Annotated in this window: 17 protein-coding genes and 1 pseudogene; 10 read left to right on the top strand and 8 right to left on the bottom strand. The window is 64.6% G+C overall.

From position 1 onward, the window contains the following. Positions 1 to 29 precede the first annotated feature (29 nt). The 3 genes from MLGJGCBP_RS32135 to MLGJGCBP_RS32125 form a co-directional block, all read right to left on the bottom strand. Positions 30 to 1,229 (bottom strand): cytochrome P450, encoded by a 1,200-nt coding sequence (locus tag MLGJGCBP_RS32135; RefSeq protein ID WP_201453246.1) that lies wholly within the window; start codon positions 1,227 to 1,229, stop codon positions 30 to 32. A 267-nt stretch (positions 1,230 to 1,496) separates the two neighbouring features. Further along, a complete protein-coding gene (locus MLGJGCBP_RS32130) occupies positions 1,497 to 2,285 on the bottom strand; it encodes an amidohydrolase family protein (protein ID WP_160100649.1) in 789 nt (262 codons plus the stop codon). An 11-nt stretch (positions 2,286 to 2,296) separates the two neighbouring features. Further along, positions 2,297 to 3,046 carry an SDR family NAD(P)-dependent oxidoreductase gene (locus MLGJGCBP_RS32125; protein ID WP_160100647.1) on the bottom strand — a complete coding sequence of 250 codons (750 nt, stop codon included), beginning with the start codon at positions 3,044 to 3,046 and terminating at the stop codon, positions 2,297 to 2,299. A gap of 224 nt (positions 3,047 to 3,270) precedes the next feature. On the opposite strand from MLGJGCBP_RS32125, the gene MLGJGCBP_RS32120 reads away from it, so the two are divergent. The 3 genes from MLGJGCBP_RS32120 to MLGJGCBP_RS32110 are packed head-to-tail and all read left to right on the top strand — an operon-like array spanning position 3,271 to position 5,961. Beyond that, entirely contained in the window at positions 3,271 to 3,687 is a 417-nt protein-coding gene (locus MLGJGCBP_RS32120; protein ID WP_160100645.1) for an SRPBCC family protein, read from the top strand. Between the two features lie 52 nt (positions 3,688 to 3,739). Continuing rightward, on the top strand, positions 3,740 to 4,897 hold the full coding sequence (locus MLGJGCBP_RS32115; protein ID WP_160100643.1) for an acyl-CoA dehydrogenase family protein: 1,158 nt from the start codon (positions 3,740 to 3,742) through the stop codon (positions 4,895 to 4,897). Beyond that, complete coding sequence (locus tag MLGJGCBP_RS32110) at positions 4,897 to 5,961, top strand: acyl-CoA dehydrogenase family protein (RefSeq protein WP_160100641.1); 1,065 nt, start codon at positions 4,897 to 4,899, stop codon at positions 5,959 to 5,961. Before MLGJGCBP_RS32115 ends, MLGJGCBP_RS32110 begins: the two co-directional genes overlap by 1 nt. Before the next feature lie 97 nt (positions 5,962 to 6,058). On the opposite strand, the gene MLGJGCBP_RS32105 is transcribed toward MLGJGCBP_RS32110, so the two are convergent. Then, positions 6,059 to 6,940, bottom strand: a complete 882-nt coding sequence (locus MLGJGCBP_RS32105; RefSeq protein WP_160100639.1) for an SDR family NAD(P)-dependent oxidoreductase — start codon at positions 6,938 to 6,940, stop codon at positions 6,059 to 6,061. Between the two features lie 230 nt (positions 6,941 to 7,170). Here MLGJGCBP_RS32105 and MLGJGCBP_RS32100 point away from each other — a divergent pair, with 230 nt between their 5' ends. After that, positions 7,171 to 8,049 carry a FadR/GntR family transcriptional regulator gene (locus tag MLGJGCBP_RS32100; protein ID WP_160100637.1) on the top strand — a complete coding sequence of 293 codons (879 nt, stop codon included), beginning with the start codon at positions 7,171 to 7,173 and terminating at the stop codon, positions 8,047 to 8,049. A 19-nt stretch (positions 8,050 to 8,068) separates the two neighbouring features. On the opposite strand, the gene MLGJGCBP_RS32095 is transcribed toward MLGJGCBP_RS32100, so the two are convergent. Together MLGJGCBP_RS32095 and MLGJGCBP_RS52155 are read right to left on the bottom strand one after the other, a co-directional pair. Continuing rightward, the gene (locus MLGJGCBP_RS32095; RefSeq protein ID WP_236581492.1) at positions 8,069 to 10,258 is read right to left on the bottom strand and encodes an ATP-binding protein; all 2,190 of its coding nucleotides are present in this window, start codon (positions 10,256 to 10,258) and stop codon (positions 8,069 to 8,071) included. Between the two features lie 63 nt (positions 10,259 to 10,321). Then, positions 10,322 to 11,080, bottom strand: a pseudogene (locus MLGJGCBP_RS52155) (serine/threonine-protein kinase); the annotation flags it as partial. 273 nt (positions 11,081 to 11,353) lie between these two features. On the opposite strand from MLGJGCBP_RS52155, the gene MLGJGCBP_RS32090 reads away from it, so the two are divergent. From MLGJGCBP_RS32090 to MLGJGCBP_RS32070, 5 genes are all read left to right on the top strand, one after another. After that, on the top strand, positions 11,354 to 11,821 hold the full coding sequence (locus MLGJGCBP_RS32090) for an SRPBCC family protein (RefSeq protein WP_160100633.1): 468 nt from the start codon (positions 11,354 to 11,356) through the stop codon (positions 11,819 to 11,821). A 198-nt stretch (positions 11,822 to 12,019) separates the two neighbouring features. Next, positions 12,020 to 12,946, top strand: a complete 927-nt coding sequence (gene mmsB / locus MLGJGCBP_RS32085) for a 3-hydroxyisobutyrate dehydrogenase (protein ID WP_328799650.1) — start codon at positions 12,020 to 12,022, stop codon at positions 12,944 to 12,946. Between the two features lie 37 nt (positions 12,947 to 12,983). After that, complete coding sequence (locus tag MLGJGCBP_RS32080; RefSeq protein WP_087558278.1) at positions 12,984 to 13,553, top strand: adenylate kinase; 570 nt, start codon at positions 12,984 to 12,986, stop codon at positions 13,551 to 13,553. A 70-nt stretch (positions 13,554 to 13,623) separates the two neighbouring features. After that, positions 13,624 to 15,126, top strand: a complete 1,503-nt coding sequence (locus MLGJGCBP_RS32075; protein ID WP_160100629.1) for an aldehyde dehydrogenase family protein — start codon at positions 13,624 to 13,626, stop codon at positions 15,124 to 15,126. Positions 15,127 to 15,140: 14 nt separating this feature from the next. Continuing rightward, a complete protein-coding gene (locus MLGJGCBP_RS32070; RefSeq protein WP_160100627.1) occupies positions 15,141 to 16,355 on the top strand; it encodes a CaiB/BaiF CoA transferase family protein in 1,215 nt (404 codons plus the stop codon). 15 nt (positions 16,356 to 16,370) lie between these two features. Here MLGJGCBP_RS32070 and MLGJGCBP_RS32065 read toward each other — a convergent pair whose 3' ends face one another. Further along, positions 16,371 to 17,282, bottom strand: coding sequence for a LysR family transcriptional regulator (locus MLGJGCBP_RS32065; protein ID WP_160100625.1), 912 nt, complete (start codon positions 17,280 to 17,282; stop codon positions 16,371 to 16,373). After that, positions 17,279 to 17,752 carry a MarR family winged helix-turn-helix transcriptional regulator gene (locus tag MLGJGCBP_RS32060; protein WP_087558282.1) on the bottom strand — a complete coding sequence of 158 codons (474 nt, stop codon included), beginning with the start codon at positions 17,750 to 17,752 and terminating at the stop codon, positions 17,279 to 17,281. Before MLGJGCBP_RS32060 ends, MLGJGCBP_RS32065 begins: the two co-directional genes overlap by 4 nt. Here MLGJGCBP_RS32060 and MLGJGCBP_RS52150 point away from each other — a divergent pair. Beyond that, the coding region (locus MLGJGCBP_RS52150; protein WP_160100623.1) for a hypothetical protein at positions 17,745 to 17,959 on the top strand (215 nt) is incomplete at its 3' end. The two genes, MLGJGCBP_RS32060 and MLGJGCBP_RS52150, sit on opposite strands and share 8 nt — an antisense overlap.

Raw genomic sequence — 17,959 nt, 5'->3', positions numbered from 1 at the left:
ATGGTGCTTGTTGCGGCAACCGTCGACATTCAGGCAGTGAACCGGTACCGAGCCAGACCCCGCACCCAGTAGGACGGCATCCACTCGGGATCCGACTCCAGCGGCTGCAGATCAGGGAAGCGCGTCAGCAGTCCGCTGACGGCCTTCGCGCACATCATGCGGCCGAGCGGTGCACCGATGCAGTGGTGCGCGCCGGTGGCGAAGGACAGGTGCTTGTTGAGGTTGGGCCTGTCGAGGATGAACCGCTCCGGCTCGTCGAACACCGTGTCGTCGTGGTTGGCCGACGCGAGGTACGCGAACACCATGGACTCCGCCGGGATGGTGACGCCCGCGACCTCGACGTCGCGCGTGGAGGTCTGGAAGACCATCTGCACGGGTGAGTTCTGACGTAGCGTCTCCTGGACCGCTGCCAGAGCCCGGGTCGGATCGCGCCGCACCTCGGCCAGGATGTCCGGGTGCGTGAACAGGTTGTAGATCGTCGAGCTGATCAGGTGGGACGGCGTCTCGGAGCCGCCGAACTGCATCAACGCGACCAGACTCAAGATTTCGGTGGCGGTGAGGGTCTGGCTTTCTTCCTCGGCGCGAACAAGATCCGAGACCAGATCGGTCCCTGGATGGGTTCGACGGTATTCGATCTGCTCGGTGAAGTAGGCACGGAGTTCGGCGACGCTCTTGCTGATCTGGTCGAGCTCGTCCTGGGGAAGAACTCCGCGGCTGGGCGACTTCAACAGATCCATCGTCCAGCGCTTGAAGTCCTCCCGCACGTCCGGGTCCTCGACGCCGAGCAGGTCCGCGGTGACGTTGACCGGGACGTAGGCGGCGAAATCCGACACCAGATCGAATTCCGAACGCTTGTTCTCCAGGTTGTCGAGCAACCTGTTGACCACGGCATCGACCTTCGGCTCCATGGACTTGATGGCACCCGGCCGGAAGCCGGCGTTGGCCAGGCGGCGGATGCGTGAATGCTCCGGCGGGTCCGTGGCGATGATGGACTTCACCTCGGGGACGGGATCGAACTCACCGAACGCGCTCGTGGTGAAATCCTTGGCGGAGAATGTTTCCGGATGCTTGAAGGTGCTCTCCACATCGGCGTACCGGAAGATTCCCCACGCGCCGACCGACTCGAGATACTGCACCGGCGCGTTCTGGCGAAGTTCCTTGTAGAAGGGGTAAGGGTTCTGCTGAACCAGGTAGTCGAGCGGATCGAAACCGGTGGCGGTTGTCACCATAACCTCCAAATCAGGACCGGCAGACTCTTGTGAGTCGTGCTCGGACGGTTCGTTCTGTGACGCACAACACGTACTGAAATAACGTAACCATAATCATGTTATCTGCGCAAGGTCGGAGCGTATTTCGAAGGAAACAAATATTGGAATCCTCAGCGGGGAAAGTGCTTTCGCGCCCCGCGGCTGGACAGCACCACTCCTAAGGACGGCTTCGGTCCGAGACACGAGTCGTGTCTCGGACCGAAGATCGCGATTCGGCCTTGGTGCCGATCAGGATGAAATTTTCAACAACCGCGCCAAGTTGAGCCCGAGGATGTTGTCGACGTCGCTGTCGGGTAGACCCAGCTCACGCACGGCCTGGATCTCCCGCCCCTGATCCGCCATCGGCCAGTCCGAGGCGAAGATGATCCGCTCGGGACCATGCGCCTCGATCGCCTTCCGTACGTCGGCGGGGTTGAGCTCGGCAAGGCTCGGCGGCCACGAGGTGTCCAGGTAGACCGGCAGTCCGACGACCGTGTCGACCGCCGCCTGGAACTGACGGTAGCCGCCGAAGTGGCAGGCGATGACGTCGAGCCTGGGGAATTTGCGGATCAGTTCTGCCAGCATCGACGGGCTACAGACACCTTCCGAACTGGCAGTGGAGATGGAACCGATGTGAATGATGACTGCGAACTCACCTTGCATGGCGTCGAACAGTCGGTCCATGCGCGGGTCGTCGAGAGCGTACTTCTGGAAGAAGGGGTGGATTTTCACTCCCTTCAGACCGTGCCGGCGAAGGCTCTCGACGTTCTCTTCCGCCGACAGCTCGGGATGAACGGACCCGAATCCGATGAAGTAGTCGGGATCGAGTGATCCGGAGAACTTGTTGGCTTTGTCCACGGCCGCGCCGTCGTTCGCGACGGCCAAGCAGACCGAGCGGTCGATCCCGGCTGCGGCCATGGATTTCTTGAGGCCGTTCGCGGTGCCGTCACCGCGACGTTCGAGATCCGGTACCGATCCGGCGAGGGCGCGTTTGGCGACCGCGTCCGGCCACATGTGCGTATGTGCGTCGATGATCATAGGGAAACCTCTCAGAGCCGGCTGACCTCGCCGCCGTCGATGACGGCGACCGAACCGGTAACGAAATCGGACAATGGGGACGCCAGGTATGCCACCAGCGGACCGAACTCCGCGGGGTCGCCCATACGGCCGGCAGGGATCTTCCTCAGTCGCTTCGCGAGCACGTCCGGCGAGTCGGTGACAGCACTCTGCGCGTCCGTGGTGAAAGCACCGGGGGCGATGGCGTTGACCTGGATGCCTTTCTTTGCCCACTCGCCTGCGAGCGCTTTGGTGAATTGCACGAGCGCGCCCTTGGACGACGAGTACGCCACCAACGTCGGCTTTCCCTTGAGCCCGGACGTGCTCGCGATGTTGATGATCTTGCCGGACCCCTGCGGGAGCAGGTGCTGTGCCGCCGCACGGGTCAACACTGCGGGCGCGCGCACGTTGACGTCGAAGACCTCGTCCCACAGTTTCTGAGGCTGCTCGTCGAAACGCCCGGCCGGGGCGATGCCGGCGTTGTTGACGACGATGTCGAGGCGACCGAACACCTCGACCGCAGCGTCGGCGAGAGCCGCCACCGCATCCATGTCGCGCATGTCGCAGGTCTGCACCGCGGTGCGGTCAGGGTATCGACCGTGCAAATCTTCCAGCGCCTCCCGCGTGCGTGCCACCAACAGGACTGACGCGCCTTCCTGTATCAGGGCTTCGGCCGCCGCCCAACCTAGTCCACGGCTTGCGCCCGTCACGATCGCGACCTTTCCGCGAAGCTGGAGGTCCATTGATCCCATCCCTTTCGGTGCTGAAGTGCCTCGGCGCAACCACATCTACGGAAGCACCGGCGTCGCGCCCTTGCCAGGCAACGAAATTATAATTATATTTGCCATATTAAACGTCAAGCGGTGCCCGCGCCAGACCCACTTCGCCCCGGCGAGAGGCGCCACGATTCGGCGGCCGATGACACCCACCACACCTCACGAAAGGCAAGGAACCTATGAGTGTCCCGATGACTGTCGAGGAGACCACCCTTTCCCCTGCGCCCGCCGGGGACGTCTGGAAGCTGTGTGGCGCCCCCGCCTCGATCGCCGAGTGGTCTCCCGCCGTAGGGAAGTCATGGATGGACGGCGATGTGCGCCACGTCGAACTCACCGGAGCCGGACAGGCGCGGGAACGAATCACCGAGCACGATGACGCGGAACGCTACTACACCTACGACTACGTGGACGGCCCGCTCGTACTCGATGCGATGTCCTCACGGTTCGCGGTGCACTCCACGGCCGACGGCGGATCGAAGATCGTGTGGTCCGCGCAGTTCGCAGCCGTCGACGACGCGCACGGTGCCGAGCTGGCCCAAGCAGTGAGCGGCATGTACCAGGCAGGCTTGACCAGTCTCGCCGCGCTGGTGGCAGCGAGTCCGTCGTGACGTCGCCGGTCCGGCGCCGTGTGCGTCTCGCCTGTTCTGGAAGGAGCTCCCGGTGAGCAAGATTCGACTCATCCCGCCCGCCGTCGACGATCCGAGCGAACACGATGCGCTTCGCGCCGAGGTGCGTGGCTTCCTCCGCGAGTGTCTCGACGACGCAGCATTCACACCGGGAGTCGACACCTGGCTCACCGGGTGGAACCCCGCGTTCACGCGCTTGCTGGCCGAACGCGGATGGATCGGCATGACCATTCCCACCGAATACGGGGGACACGGGCGGTCGCACCTGGAGCGATTCGCCGTGACCGAGGAACTTCTGGCCGCAGGCGCCCCGGTCGCGGCCCACTGGATCGCGGACCGGCAGATCGCTCCATCACTGTTGAAATTCGGCACCGAACAACAGAAGCACCGGTTCCTCCCTGCCATCACGAGGGGCGAGTGCTTCTTCGGCATCGGTATGAGTGAACCCGACTCCGGATCGGATCTGGCGAGCGTTCGCACGAAAGCCGCTCGTGTCGAAGGCGGCTGGAGAGTCACCGGAACAAAGGTGTGGACGTCCGGAGCTCACCGTGCGGACGCGTTCATCGCTCTCGTCCGGACATCACCGAAGGACCCGGACGCCCGGCACGCCGGCCTCAGCCAACTCATCATCGAGCTGAGGTCACCGGGAGTCGACATCAGACCGATCATCTCGATGGGGGGAAGCCATCACTTCAACGAGGTGATCCTCGAGGATGTTTTCGTTCCCGACGAGATGGTACTCGGCCGGATCGGTGACGGCTGGCGGCAAGTGACGTCCGAACTCGCCTACGAGCGCAGCGGTCCGGAGCGTTTTCTGTCGACCTTCGCCCTGCTTGCCGAGACGGTGGAGCAGGTCCGGACCGAACGAATTCGGGGCGACGGCGACCTGGGTCGCCTGACTGCCCGAATTGCAGGACTGCACCAGATGTCCTCCGCCGTCGCCGGAGCCCTGCACCGCGGCGAGCCGGCTGACAGTGCGGCCGCCGCGGTCAAACTGCTGGGCACCGCGACCGAAGGCGACATCGCAGACTACGCGGATGTCCTCATGAATCGCGACGCCCGCGGCCTCGACGCCGATCTCTTCACCGACCTCGTCGACCAGGCAATCGTCCAACGACCCGGCTTCACCCTGCGGGGCGGCACCAATGAGATCCTCGAGGGTGTTGTCGCACGAGAACTAGGACTGCGCTGATGAACACACATACGACGGTCGATCCGGATCTCGTCGAGATGATGGAATCGGTCTTCGCGACCCATCGCACTGCCCTTCCGCACCCGGGAGATGCCGCAGCATTCGATCCGAAGCTGTGGGCGGTACTCGGCGATCTCGGTCTCGCGCGGCTGACCGGGGGCGAATCCCATGGTGGCAGCGGTGCTGACTGGCACGCCTCCGCGGTGCTGCTCGGTGCCGCCGCAGCAGCGGCCGTCCACGTCCCCGTTGCCGAACATGACCTGTTGGCCGGATGGCTTCTCGAGACGGCGGGCCTTCCCATGGACGGTCGCTTGCGAACAGCCCTCCTGCTCAACGACCCTCGGGAGGCGAGCGTGGTGCCGTGGGCACGCGACGCCGAATTTCTGGTGGCTCTTCGCCGCACCGAATCATCGTGGATGGTTTCCGACATCGCCAGAGAACGGGCGACCATCATCACGGCGCAGAATGTTGCCGGCGAGCCGCGGGACCGCGTCACAATCGATGTCGACAATGCGCACTGGACCACAGTCCCGCACCACGTCGCCGAGACCTATATCCTGCGAGGGGCCCTCGCCCGCGTCGTGCAAACGTGCGCGGCGATGGAACGGATCGTCGAGTTGTCGATCGAGCACGCGTCCAGCCGCGTCCAGTTCGGCCGGCCGCTGGCGAAGTTCCAGGCAGTACAACGCCTGGTCACCGAAATCGCATCCGAGACCGCGCTCGCACGCGCCGCCGCAGACTCGGCGGTCGCCCGAGTCGAGCGAGAGGGTTGGAACACATCCGGCGCTGCCTTCAGCGTCGCGGTGGCCAAGTCCTGTGCCGGTCATGCCGCCTCGACAGTGGTCCGCAGTGCCCATCAGGTCCACGGCGCCATTGGCACGACGCATGAGCACGAGCTCCACCGGTACACCCTGCCTGTGCTCGCATGGCGCTCGGAGTTCGGATCCGTTTCGCAGTGGGATCAGTTGCTCACCCGAACCGCGGTCGACGCAGGACGGGATCAGGCATGGAGTTTGATCACCGAGGGACGTCCGGTGCCGGGAGTATCAGACATCATCGGGTAGACGACCGTCGAAAACCGGTTGTGCCGAAACGCTTTCGGCACAACCGGTTCTTTTGACTCAGCGGGCGCAACACCACCTGACGGCGAATGCGAGGATGTCATCGTCGCGATTCGTCGCAACTCTCCTCCGTCGGCGGCCATTCGTCGACCATGTGCAAACCGCGTCCGAGATGCGCGGCGCCGTCGATCTGCAACAGTTGCCCAGTGATCATCCGACCCGCCGGCGACGCGATGAACGCGACGAATTCGGCGACGTCCGCGGTCGGGGTGGGCCTGCCTGCCGGCACCGACTCGGGAACGACGTGATCCCGTAGGGATGACGCAATATCGTCGGGCAGCGAGTCGGAAATCACTACCCCCGGCGCTAGGCAATTGACACGAATGCCGAGATGAGCCCACTCCAGTGCCAGTGTCTTCGTCATCGCCAGCACGCCCGCGCGGGCCGCCAGCGAGTGCGCGAGGCCCACGCTCCCCCGCTCGACACCCGACAGGGAGATGTTCACGATGCTGCCGCCTCGCCGGGCCAGGAACTGCTTGGCTTCGGAGATGACGGTAAATACCGCATTGAGGTTCAGGTCGACCACGGCGCGGAATCCGTTGTCGGAGATCTGGTCTGCCTCAGCATAGAACTGTCCGCCCGCGTTGTTGACGAGAAGATCGATGCCCAACTCGGCCGACGCCTCGGAGATGATGGATCGAACCTGCGCGCAGTCTCGAACATCGGCCGAGAACCACCGGAAGCTGCCCTGTTCACTTCCCACAAGCTCCGCTGTCCGCTGCAGCGCGGACTCGTTACGACCGATCCCCGTCACCGTCGCCCCGAGCTCGACCAGACGAACGCAAATTTCCTGCCCGATACCGCTTCCGGCGCCTGTCACCACAGCATGAGTGTCTGCGAGGAGCAGCGGTTGCAGCACCCTCACATCGGCGACCTCCCAGGCCCGCCCCGATTGTTGCGGATGCGGCCGATAAGTTCGCATGCCAACTCCCTTCGAACTCGACAGCGACTCCGTGTCGGTTCTGATCACGCCTCGGCAGGTGCCGGTCTCGGGTACCAACTAGCCGGAACACATCATTAGATGCATAACATAATTATGTTTACTGCCAAAAAGGCACTCCGTCAACCCCCGGTCGGGATCAACGTTCGGCCGGCACCCTCGGCGGCGGCGGACTCGACGCCGGGGCAGCACCCATGAGAGAGGGGTCCCGAATGTATGATGAACATATGCCAGGTAAAAAGGTGACGGGGTCGGCTACGGCCAGTAGTCGCACACGCTCCGCTCGCCCGCCTACAACAGGCGAGACCGTCACCCAGATCCTGCCACTGTTCCGGGACGTCACCCCACTGACACGCCTTCCCGCGATGCCCCTCAAACGCGCCGAGATGGTCGCTCAGCGCATCGTGCACATGATTCAGGAACAAGGCCTGAAGCCAGGCGACCCCCTGCCGGTCGAATCGGACATGTACGAAACTTTCGGCGTCGCGAGAAGCACTCTTCGTGAGGCACTACGTGTGCTGGAGCAGCAGGGCGTGATTGTGATCCGCCCGGGCCGAGGAGGCGGGCCTACCGTAGGACTGCCGGACTCACGGCACCTGGCGAGCACGCTTGCCCTCCTGATGCAGTTCTCGGACACTCCTTTTCGGTCCGTGCTGGAGACCCGCGAATACATCGAGCCCATCGCTGCTTCCCTCTGCGCGCAGAACGGTGATGATCGGGTCATCGACGGACTCCGCCAATCGGTCGACGCCATGCGCGCGAACCTCTCCGACGAAGATTCGTTTCTCTACGAGAACCACAGGTTCCACGAGTTGATCGCGGAGGGGGCACGGAATCCGCTGATCTCCTACTTCCTCAATTCGCTCGACTGGATCATCGACGGCGCACGCTTGGGTGTTGTGTACAGCAAGGCCTCACGCAAGCAGGTTGCGGTAATTCACGATCAGATTTGCGAAGCAATCGAAGACGGAGACGGTGACCGTGCACGGGATGCCATGAGCGAGCACATGCGCGACACCCGCGCCTTCTTCGAGCGAAAGCACCCTCAGGTGATGAACCAGGCTTTGACCTGGGAGATGTACGGCCAGTAATCGGCCCGGGCGAGATCGTCTAGGACTCGATGAGAGCCAGCTTGATGGCTTCCTTCGCACCCAACCGCGAGCCTTTGCGGTGCCGCGATCGAAAACCTCGTTCACCCAGGCTGCTGCGAGCCGATGCCTCGCACTCGGTGTGGTGACTGCGAAGTTCCTCGAACAATAGAGGCGAGCTTCCCACTGCAGATCCAAGCGACTCCGCCGCGCCCAACAGCAAGGCGGCTCGGTCGAAGTCGCTGTTCCGACCAGAGATCCACGCCAGAACTTCCAGACACAACGCTGTGACGAGCGGCTCGTCGATCAGACGGCAGAACTCCAGGCACTCGCGCATGCATTGCTCTGCGCGAACGGCATCTCCTTGCCTGAGCACCGCGATACCGATACCCCACAACGAGTACGAGCGGTAAACCGATTCGCCGCGTGCCTCGGTGATGCGGAGTACCTCGTTGTGGCACGCGATCGCCCGCTCGTTGTTGCCACCCAATTCGTAAGCCAGCCCCAGCATCATCAGAATCCATACACGCACCCCGACGTCCGCATGTTCGCCGAAGGTCTGGAGAGCTTCTTCGAGCCGCTCGGACGCCGGCAGCATGTTTCCGCTGTAGAGCTCGAGGATTCCCCTGGCGTGGGCCATTCGGGCATCACTGACGGGATCTGACATCTCGGCGACCAGCAACTCGCCCTGGGAGACAAGGTTCGAACCAGCTGAAAGGTCGCCTTGCAGTTCAGCGAGCACACTGTTGGCATACAGGGCTTTGACTCGATCTGCCGACGCGCACACAGGTCGCGTTTCCAGGGCGCGATCGAGCCAGAATCTCCCCTCGCTGAGCAGGTTGCGGGAAAGCCAGAACGGAAACAGTGCCGCCGTAATCTCGAGCGCGGAGCCGTTCATTCGTTCGTCGGACTCGAGTACCGCGAACTCGATGGCCTCGCGGAGATTCGACTGTTCGCGGCCGAGTCGGGCGATCCATTCGAGTTGCCTGACGCTGATCCAATCGCTCTCGGCATCGAGTACCAACTGGCGATACCAATCATGATGCCGACGCCGAAGTTTCGCGTGATCGCCGGATTCGCGTGCTTTTACTCGCCCGAATTCACGGATCGTCTCCAACATTCGGAATCCGACAGCGTTTCCGTGCTCCTCCCGAATGAGAATCGACTTGTCGACGAGCGAGAAGATGCCGTCGAGTAGCTCGTCTCGATCGATCTCCTCACAGACGCCCTCTGCCGCGTCGAGTTCAATGATGCCGACGAACACCGACAGGTTGATCCATATCTGCTGTTCCAGCACCGAACACAGGTCGTAACTCCACTCGACGCAGAGGAGAAGGGTGCGCTGACGAGCCGGTGCCGCACGGTTTCCATGGGTGAGCAGTTTGTATCGATCGGTCAGCCGCTGAGCGATCTGCGTGAGCGACATCGCCCGTAACTGCGCTGCCGCCAATTCGAGGGGTAGAGGCAGGCCGTCCAGTTGACGGCAGATTTGCACAACGGTGTCGATGTTGTCATCGGAAAGCTCGAATCCCGGCACCGCGTCGGCGGCACGTTCCTCGAACAACGCGACCGCGTCGTAGTTCGGTGATGCCATCAATGCGGGCTCATGGTCCTCGGCGGGAGTGCTCAGGGATGGCACCCGCAAGACGGACTCACCGGCAATGTTCAGGGGCTCGCGAGTCGTCGTCAGGATCGACACCTCGGGGCAGGTTCGGAGAACCGTCTCTGCAAATCGCGCTACCGGCGCTATCACGTGCTCGCAGTTGTCCAGCACGATCAGCAACTTCCGATCGATCAGGAACTGGACGATCTCGTCCATGGGATCCGTGTGACCAGTTCGCAAACCGAGGGCTCGGGCGATGACGTCGATGAGGACCGACTCATCCAAGACTTCACCGAATTCCGCCAGCCAGACACCGTGCGGAAAATTCTTCCGCAGGTCAGCGGCGAGTCGCAACGCGAGCCGTGTTTTCCCGACTCCGCCGATCCCCGTCAACGTCACGAGCCGCGCGGTGTCGAACATAGATTTCGCGTCGGACAGCTCGACCTGGCGGCCGACGAAGCTGGTCAACTCCAGGGGCAGATTTCCGGCGCGACTCTGACGCGCGGTTCGGCGGCCTGTGTCCTCGGTGGACTCTGTCGAAACGGCATCGCGTCGCCCGAGCGGCGCCACTGGCTGCTCCCCCAGGAGCGCCATCTCATCGACGTCCATGCCGTTCCGCGCTTGGACGGCGCGTAGTTCGTCACCGAAGTCGACAGCGGTGCCGGGACGGTCATGAGGATCGCGTGCCATGGCGTGTTCGATCACTCCGGCGATATCGTCCGGAATTCCGTGTTCGCGCAGGTCGGGAAGAGGATTCCGCGCGATCCGGACGAATTGCGCCACGACCTTCTCTCCTGATCGGCGTTCGAACGCCGCGTGGCCTGTCAACGCGCAGAAGAGGGTCGCGCCGATGCTGTAGATGTCCGACGCCGGGGTCGGTGGATCACCTCTGAGGATCTCCGGAGCCGCAAACGCAGGCGAAGCCGTAATCGTGTCTTTCGCAGTCTCGAACCCGCCCACGATGTGCGCGATTCCGAAGTCGGTGAGCGCCGGCTCGCCGTAGCTCGAAAGCAAGATATTACTGGGCTTGATGTCGCGGTGCAGGATCCCGAGCCGATGAGCGGTCTCCACCGCACCGGCGATTCGGACCCCGACTCTCAACACCTGATCGGGACGTAGTGGACCGTCGTCCCGGATCAATGTTTCCAACGAGTCCAACGGGTGATAGGGCATGACGATGAACGGGTGCCCGCTCGATGTGGAACCCACCTGGAGGACATTCACGATGTTCGGGTGGCCGGTCAGGCGACCCATCGCACGCTGCTCGCGGAAGAATCGGGCCCGATTCTCGTCGTCGATCGAACCGATGAGTACTTTGACCGCGACCGTTCGGTCCAAGGAGGGTTGCAGACACCGATAGACCACTCCGAATCCACCACTGCCGATCTCGTGAGCCTCCGTCAATCCGACCGCACTCAGATCACGTTTCATGGTGTCGTCTTGCCGTGTCTTCAACCGACCATCCTCAACCATCACACCAGTCACAGTCTTGCGAGTTTGCTGCCACGACTGAGATCGTCGTCACAACATCACTGTGAATCTACCCTCTGATGGAAACCGCGACGGTCCTCGCCGATCGCACCGGCGGCGTCGGTAGCCGCATCGAGGATCGGGCAGTCCGCCTCGAGACGCGCGGTCGGTCACCTTGGGGACAGCTCACCCGATACCGCCGAGTTCGCGGGTACCCCGCCCTAGACTCGGCCCATGGGAAGGACCGACCGCGCCAGCCGGGTGATCGCGGCATCACCGACGACTGTGTACGACGCCCTGCTCGATCGGGAATCCGTCGAGGCCTGGTTGCCGCCGGAGGGCATGCGGGGCCGGATCGAGCAGTGGGACCCGCGGCCCGGTGGCGGGTTCCGGATGGTCCTCACCTACCTCGACCCCGCCGACAGTCCCGGCAAGAGTTCGGCAGCGACGGATGTCGTCGACGTCGGGTTCGCCGACCTGGTGCCGGCGGAGCGGGTGGTGCAGCAGGCCGTGTTCGAGGCCGACGACCCGTCGTTCGCGGGCACCATGACGATGACGTGGCAACTCACCGCCACCGGTGACGGGACCGAGGTGACCGTCACCGCCACGGACGTGCCACCCGGCATCGACCAGACGGACCACGAGGCCGGCATCGCGTCCTCGCTGGCCAACCTGGCGTCGTACGTCGAAACGTCCGGCTAGACCTCGCCCGCATTTCGGCGCCTGAGAGTTGCCGGTGAGCCGCGGCGATGCAATTTTGCACATCCCCCTTGCAGGTTCGGTGATTCCGCGATCGTCCCCGCGCGGGCACACTCGAAACCGTTCCCGGCGGAGAGCGACGCACAGCGGCCCGCTGCCCGGGATTCACCCACGACCTGTTGTCCGGATCGATGCGCGTGCGTGGAACGTCGGCAACCACAAGGAGTACAGATGAGCAAGATCGCTTTCCTCGGGCTCGGAAACATGGGCTTGGGAATGGCCACGAATCTGACGCGAGCCGGCCACACGGTCGTCGGATTCGATCCCTCCCCGGCGGCCGCGGAGAAGGCGAAAGCACACGGAATCGCCTTCGCTGACAGTGCTGTCGCCGCCTCCGAGGAGGCCGACGTGATCATCACGATGCTGCCCAGCGGCAAGCACGTGCTCGACGTCTACGCCGACCTGGTCCCGGCTGCGCGGGCGGGAACCCTGTTCCTCGACTGCTCGACGATCGATGTCGCCGATGCGCGGGCGGCCGCCGAACTCGCCGTCACCGCCGGGCACCGTGCAGTGGACGCCCCCGTCTCCGGCGGCACCGTCGGTGCGGACGGCGGAACCCTCACATTCATGGTCGGTGGTCCGGCCGACGCGGTGGACCAGGCTGCCACGTTCCTCGATGCCATGGGGTCCCGCATCGTCCGATGCGGCGACGCCGGAGCCGGACAGGCCGCGAAGATCTGCAACAACATGATCCTGGGAATCTCCATGATCGCCGTCAGCGAGGCATTCGCGCTGGGCGCCAAGCTGGGCCTGACCGACCAGGCACTGTTCGACGTCTCGTCGACCGCGTCCGGTCAGTGCTGGGCGTTGACGACCAACTGCCCGGTCCCCGGTCCCGTTCCGACCAGCCCCGCCAACCGCGACTACGCGGGTGGATTCGGGAGTGCGTTGATGCTCAAGGACCTTCGCCTCGCGCAGGCCGCCGCAACCGACAACGGGGTGGACACCTCGCTCGGACGGCGCGCGACCGAACTCTACGAACAGTTCGTCGCTCAGGACGGCCCGGGCCGTGACTTCTCCGCGATCGTGACGGCGATCCGTTCCGGCGCCCTCGACGCCCAGGCATAACCGTCGTCATCCCCGCTCGACGCGAAAGGAATTCGTTGTGCGCATCATTCTGACAGGACCGCCCGGAGCGGGTAAAGGAACTCAGGCGCAGTCGCTTTCGTCGGAACTGCAGATCCCCCACATCTCGACCGGCGATCTGTTCCGAAGCAATATCGCGCAGGGCACGGAACTGGGCCTGCGAGCGAAGTCGTTCCTCGACGCAGGCGAACTGGTGCCGGACGACGTCACCATCGGAATGGTGGTGGAGCGACTCGCCGACGACGACACGACCGCCGGATTCATTCTGGACGGCTTCCCCCGCACCGTGGCTCAGGCAGTTGCCCTCGATGAATTCCTGGCCGAGCAGCTGATCCAGATCAACGCCGTCCTGGACTTTTCGATCGCGGACGATGCCGTCGTCGAGCGGATGCTCGCCCGCGGACGCGCCGACGACACCGAGGACGTCATCCGTCGACGTCTGCGGGTCTATCACGACGAAACCCGCCCGCTGCTCGACTACTACTCGGCACTGCTGCTGACGGTCGATGCGGACGGGGAGGTCGACGACGTCTACGCCCACGCGATCGACGCGCTGTCCGAGCGCGGAAGTGTCGCGCCCACTCCCTAGCACTGCCCCCAATTGCTTCCGTCTTCGCTGCACTCGCAGCAGAGCTATCCCTTATCAAGGAGATTCCGACATGACCTCCACACAGTCCACACTCGCTGATCTCGCGATTCCCGAAGCCCGCGACTACCCCATGTTCGTCGACGGCGGTTGGGTCGAAGCCCGCTCCGGCGAATGGACGAACGTGACGACCCCGGTCCTGCGTGAGCACGTGATCGGCCGGGTCCCGTCGTCGAGCACCGAGGATGTCGATCGGGCGGTCCGCGCGGCGAACAAGGCGTTCCCGCAGTGGCGTTCCCAGCACTTCACCGCACGGGCCCGGATCCTGGCGAAGATCGCCGACGCAATCGACGCCCGCTCCGAGGAACTCGCACGGCTCACCGCCCTCGACACCGGCAACGCGCTGCGCACCCAGGCCCGCCCCGAGGTCATCACCCTGGCGAACCTGTTCCGCTACTTCGCCGGCGTCGCGGGTGAGATCAAGGGCACCGTGCTGCCCGCAGGCGACGACCAGCTGCAGTACTCCCGGCAGGAGCCGCTCGGCGTCATCGGCGCCATCCTGCCCTGGAACTCCCCGCTGATGATCGCCGGCTTCAAAATCCCCGCGGCCCTCGTCGCCGGCAACACCGTCGTCGTCAAGGCCGCCGAAGCCGCACCGCTCAGCGTCCTGCTGCTCGCCGAGATCTGCGCCGAATTCCTGCCCGCCGGTGTCCTCAACGTCATCACCGGATCCGGCAGGGTGGCCGGCGAGGCGCTCGTGCAGCACCCGGACGTCCACAAGGTCTCCTTCACCGGCTCGACCGAGGTCGGCCGCCACGTCGCCCGCGAAGCCGGCGGCCGCCTGGCCCACGTCTCCCTCGAACTCGGCGGCAAGAACCCGTCCATCGTGTTCCCCGACGTCGACGTCGACGACGACTTCATCAACCAGCTGCTGCTCTCCACCCGGGTGCACCGGCAGGGCCAGAGCTGCACCGCCGGCTCCCGCATGTTCCTGCACCAGGACATCTACGACCAGGTCCTCGACCGACTCGTCACCACCCTCGCCGGCCTGAAAGTCGGTAACCCGCTGGACGAGGCGACGGACATGGGCGCCATCATCAACGACAAGCAGTTCGCGTCGGTGAACGGATTCCTCGAGGACGGCCTGAGCTCGACCAAGGTCTCCACCGTCCTCGACGGCTCCCCCGACACGATCGGCAACACCGACGGCTACTACATGGGCCCGACCGTCTTCTCCGGCGCCGACAACACCTGGCGCCTGTCGCGGGAAGAGATCTTCGGACCCGCCCTGGTCGCGATCCCGTGGAACGACCACGCCGACGTCATCTCGATGGCCAACGACTCGCACTACGGCCTGGCCGCGTACGTGTGGACGCACAACCTCGACCTGGCCCTGTCCACGGCCCACGCACTCGAAACCGGGTGGGTGCAGGTCAACCAGGGTGGCGGCCAGATGGTCGGCCAGTCCTACGGCGGGTACAAGCAGAGCGGCCTCGGCCGCGAGGTGTCCCTCGAGGGCATGATCGCCGGATTCACCCAGACCAAGCAGGTCAACGTGCGCCTGCGCACACTCTGAGGAGGGAACGCATCATGACTGTCGGACCTCTCAATGACATTCTCGTGCTGGACGTTTCCCGGGCACTGGCCGGGCCGATCGCCGCGATGATGCTCGGCGACCTCGGCGCCCGCGTCATCAAGGTCGAAGCCCCGGGCACCGGCGACGACTCCCGCACCTGGGGGCCGCCGTTCGTCGGGCCGCAGGACGACCCGCAGTCGTCGTACTTCATGTCGGCGAACCGGAACAAGGAATCGATCGTGCTGGATCTGAAATCCGAGCACGGCAAGGACGCACTGCGTCGCCTGATCCGTCAGGCGGACGTGCTGATCGAGAATCTCCGGCCGGGCGCCTTCGATCGCCTCGGGTTTTCGCCGGAGGTGCTCGAAGAGCTCAACTCGCGGCTGATCACGTTGTCGATCACCGGGTTCGGGCACGACGGACCGGAAGGATCGCGTGCGGGCTACGACCAGATCGCCCAGGGCGAGGCCGGACTCATGTCGGTCACCGGTGACCCCGACGGGGAACCGACGCGAATCGGCGTGCCCGTCGCGGACGTCCTCGCCGGTGTCCACGGCACGGCCGGGGTGTCGGCGGCGCTGGCGGCCCGGGAGAAGACCGGCAAGGGCATGGTGGTCCGGACGTCGCTGTTGGCCGCAGCGGTCAGCGCGCACACCTTCCAGGGCACGAAGTGGACCGTCGGCGGTCAGGTCGCGCAGCGGTCCGGCAATCACCATCCACAGATCGCCCCGTACGGCAGTTTCCGCTGCGCGGACGGCTACGTGCAGATCGCGGTCGGCAGCGAGGCGATCTGGGCGAAGTTCGCCCCGGTGGCCGGCCTGTCGGCCGACGATCCACGGTTCGCGGTCAACCGTGACCGGGTCGCCGCCCGGGATGCACTGATCGCCGCGATCGAGGCCGACTTCGCCGGCCGTACTCGGGTCGATGTGCTCGCCGCGCTCGAGGCCGCGGGTGTTCCCGCGGGGTCGATCCGGACGATCGACGAGGTGTACGAGTGGGAGCAGACCCGCAGCCAGGGCCTGCTGCTCGAGGTCGAGCACCCGGTGGTGGGACCTGTGCAGTTGCCCGGCCCGTCCCTGCGGATGGAAACGGCAGGCGGCGACTCGCTGGTGCGCGCCGAGCACGCTGCACCACCGGTGCTCGGGCAGCACACCGAACAGATCCTCGACTGGCTCGACGCGGTGGACGCCGCCGATCCGCTCGATACCAGGGTGCCCGCGCAGGCGTGACGCCGACCGACGGAACTACCTGGTGGGGACCAGTTCTTCTCGACGGCTGAGAGCCTCTTCCTGGATCGCTTGTCGCACAGCCTGTACCGCAGGATTGGTCAGGCTTTCGCGGCGAGCGGCCAGGGAGAAGGCGAGTCGGACGTCGACGGTGTCGGGCAGGATTCGGCGCAGATCGGCGTGCTGGTCGGCCATGAATGCCGGCAGCAGTCCGATGCCGCCACCGCACCGGGTGGCCGCGACGTGAGCGAAGATGTTGGTGGACATAAATTTTGCCGCAACACCGGGCAGATGACGGTTCAAGTCGAGATCCCCGACCTGCAGCAGGGAGTCGACGAAGAAGACCAGCGGGTGCGCCGTCAGCTCCTCGATGCTGCCGGGTTCACCGTGGTCGCGGAAATACTGTTCGCTGCCGTACAACCCGAGCGAGTACTGGCACACCCTTTCGGAGACCAGCCGACTGGTGATCGGCGTCCCCACCGCCACGGCCAGGTCGAACCCCGATTGATAGAGATTGAGTTGCCGTGTATCGGTGACCAATTCGACGACGAGATGCGGATGATTCATTCTCAGCTTGGCCAGCGCCGGAGCGACGAACAACGAGCCGAACCCGTCCGGAGCGGTGATCCGGACCGTTCCCCGGAGTGTATCCTCGCTGATGCCGAGGACCACGTCGGCCGCTTCCTGAACGGCTTCCTCGATGTGTTGCGCCTTCTCCGCGATCGATCGGCCGACATCGGTCAACTCCCACCCGTCGGCACTGCGCTGCAGCAGTCGGACGCCGAGAACCTTCTCGAGCGCGCGCACGCGCCTCGAGACGGTGGTGTGATCGACGCCCAGGTCCATCGCAGCGGATTGGCGGCGACCCGTCCGCGCCACGGCGAGCAGGTACCGCAGATCATCCGAGCGAATATTGCGTACGTCGATCACGGCCGGTCTCCCGACAGTTCGGCGGCCGCGGTCGATGCCCGCCGGGTTGCGGCGAGTAGCTGTTGCAGACCCTCGTGGAGACGGTGCATGTCCTGTGGGTCCGCGAGCGCGACGCCGTCGAGGGCTCGGCTCGCCGACGCCCCCACCTCGAGGCCCTTGTCGGTGACCGTGACCAGGGTCGAGCGACGGTCGGAGCGATTGATCGCCCGCACGCACAGCCCCGCCTCTTCGAGGCCGTCGACGAGCGTTCCGATGGTGGTCGGGTGCCGGTCCAGGGCACGGACGATCCGCACCATGGGCAGCGGGCCGTTCGCGGCGACCATCATCGCCAGGACCTCGTACCGCGCGAACGACAGGCCCAGTGGGCGCAACGTGGAGTTGAGGTGATGGGTGATCAGCTTCTGCGTCTGCAGGACGGCGGCGATCAGCGCCGTGGCCGGCGCCGGGTGGGGTGGTTGCGTAGTGGCCACCGGTACCTCCTCGTGGTTCGTACTCGGGAATCCAATGAACGACCACTTTCGGGTCACATCCCACTGGCAATTTACATGGATATCCAACTATAGTACTTCCAACTACCCGAACCTGAAAGGGTCGATTTGTATGTTCACCTTGACCGATGACGAGCGGGCGATCAGTGACACGGCCCGTGATTTCGCGGCCGAGCATCTGGCGCCGCA

Source organism: Rhodococcus sp. T7 (assembly GCF_009872365.1).
In the GTDB taxonomy this organism is placed as follows: Bacteria; Actinomycetota; Actinomycetes; order Mycobacteriales; family Mycobacteriaceae; genus Rhodococcus_F.
This window is presented reverse-complemented; position numbering and strand designations above follow the sequence as displayed.

Coding starts and splice junctions, on each gene's coding strand:
- MLGJGCBP_RS32135 (WP_201453246.1), bottom strand. CDS start 1,229: ATGGTGACAACCGCCACCGGTTTCGATCCGCTCGACTACCTGGTTCAG.
- MLGJGCBP_RS32130 (WP_160100649.1), bottom strand. CDS start 2,285: ATGATCATCGACGCACATACGCACATGTGGCCGGACGCGGTCGCCAAA.
- MLGJGCBP_RS32125 (WP_160100647.1), bottom strand. CDS start 3,046: ATGGACCTCCAGCTTCGCGGAAAGGTCGCGATCGTGACGGGCGCAAGC.
- MLGJGCBP_RS32120 (WP_160100645.1), top strand. CDS start 3,271: ATGACTGTCGAGGAGACCACCCTTTCCCCTGCGCCCGCCGGGGACGTC.
- MLGJGCBP_RS32110 (WP_160100641.1), top strand. CDS start 4,897: ATGAACACACATACGACGGTCGATCCGGATCTCGTCGAGATGATGGAA.
- MLGJGCBP_RS32105 (WP_160100639.1), bottom strand. CDS start 6,940: ATGCGAACTTATCGGCCGCATCCGCAACAATCGGGGCGGGCCTGGGAG.
- MLGJGCBP_RS32100 (WP_160100637.1), top strand. CDS start 7,171: ATGTATGATGAACATATGCCAGGTAAAAAGGTGACGGGGTCGGCTACG.
- MLGJGCBP_RS32095 (WP_236581492.1), bottom strand. CDS start 10,258: ATGGACGTCGATGAGATGGCGCTCCTGGGGGAGCAGCCAGTGGCGCCG.
- MLGJGCBP_RS32090 (WP_160100633.1), top strand. CDS start 11,354: ATGGGAAGGACCGACCGCGCCAGCCGGGTGATCGCGGCATCACCGACG.
- MLGJGCBP_RS32075 (WP_160100629.1), top strand. CDS start 13,624: ATGACCTCCACACAGTCCACACTCGCTGATCTCGCGATTCCCGAAGCC.
- MLGJGCBP_RS32070 (WP_160100627.1), top strand. CDS start 15,141: ATGACTGTCGGACCTCTCAATGACATTCTCGTGCTGGACGTTTCCCGG.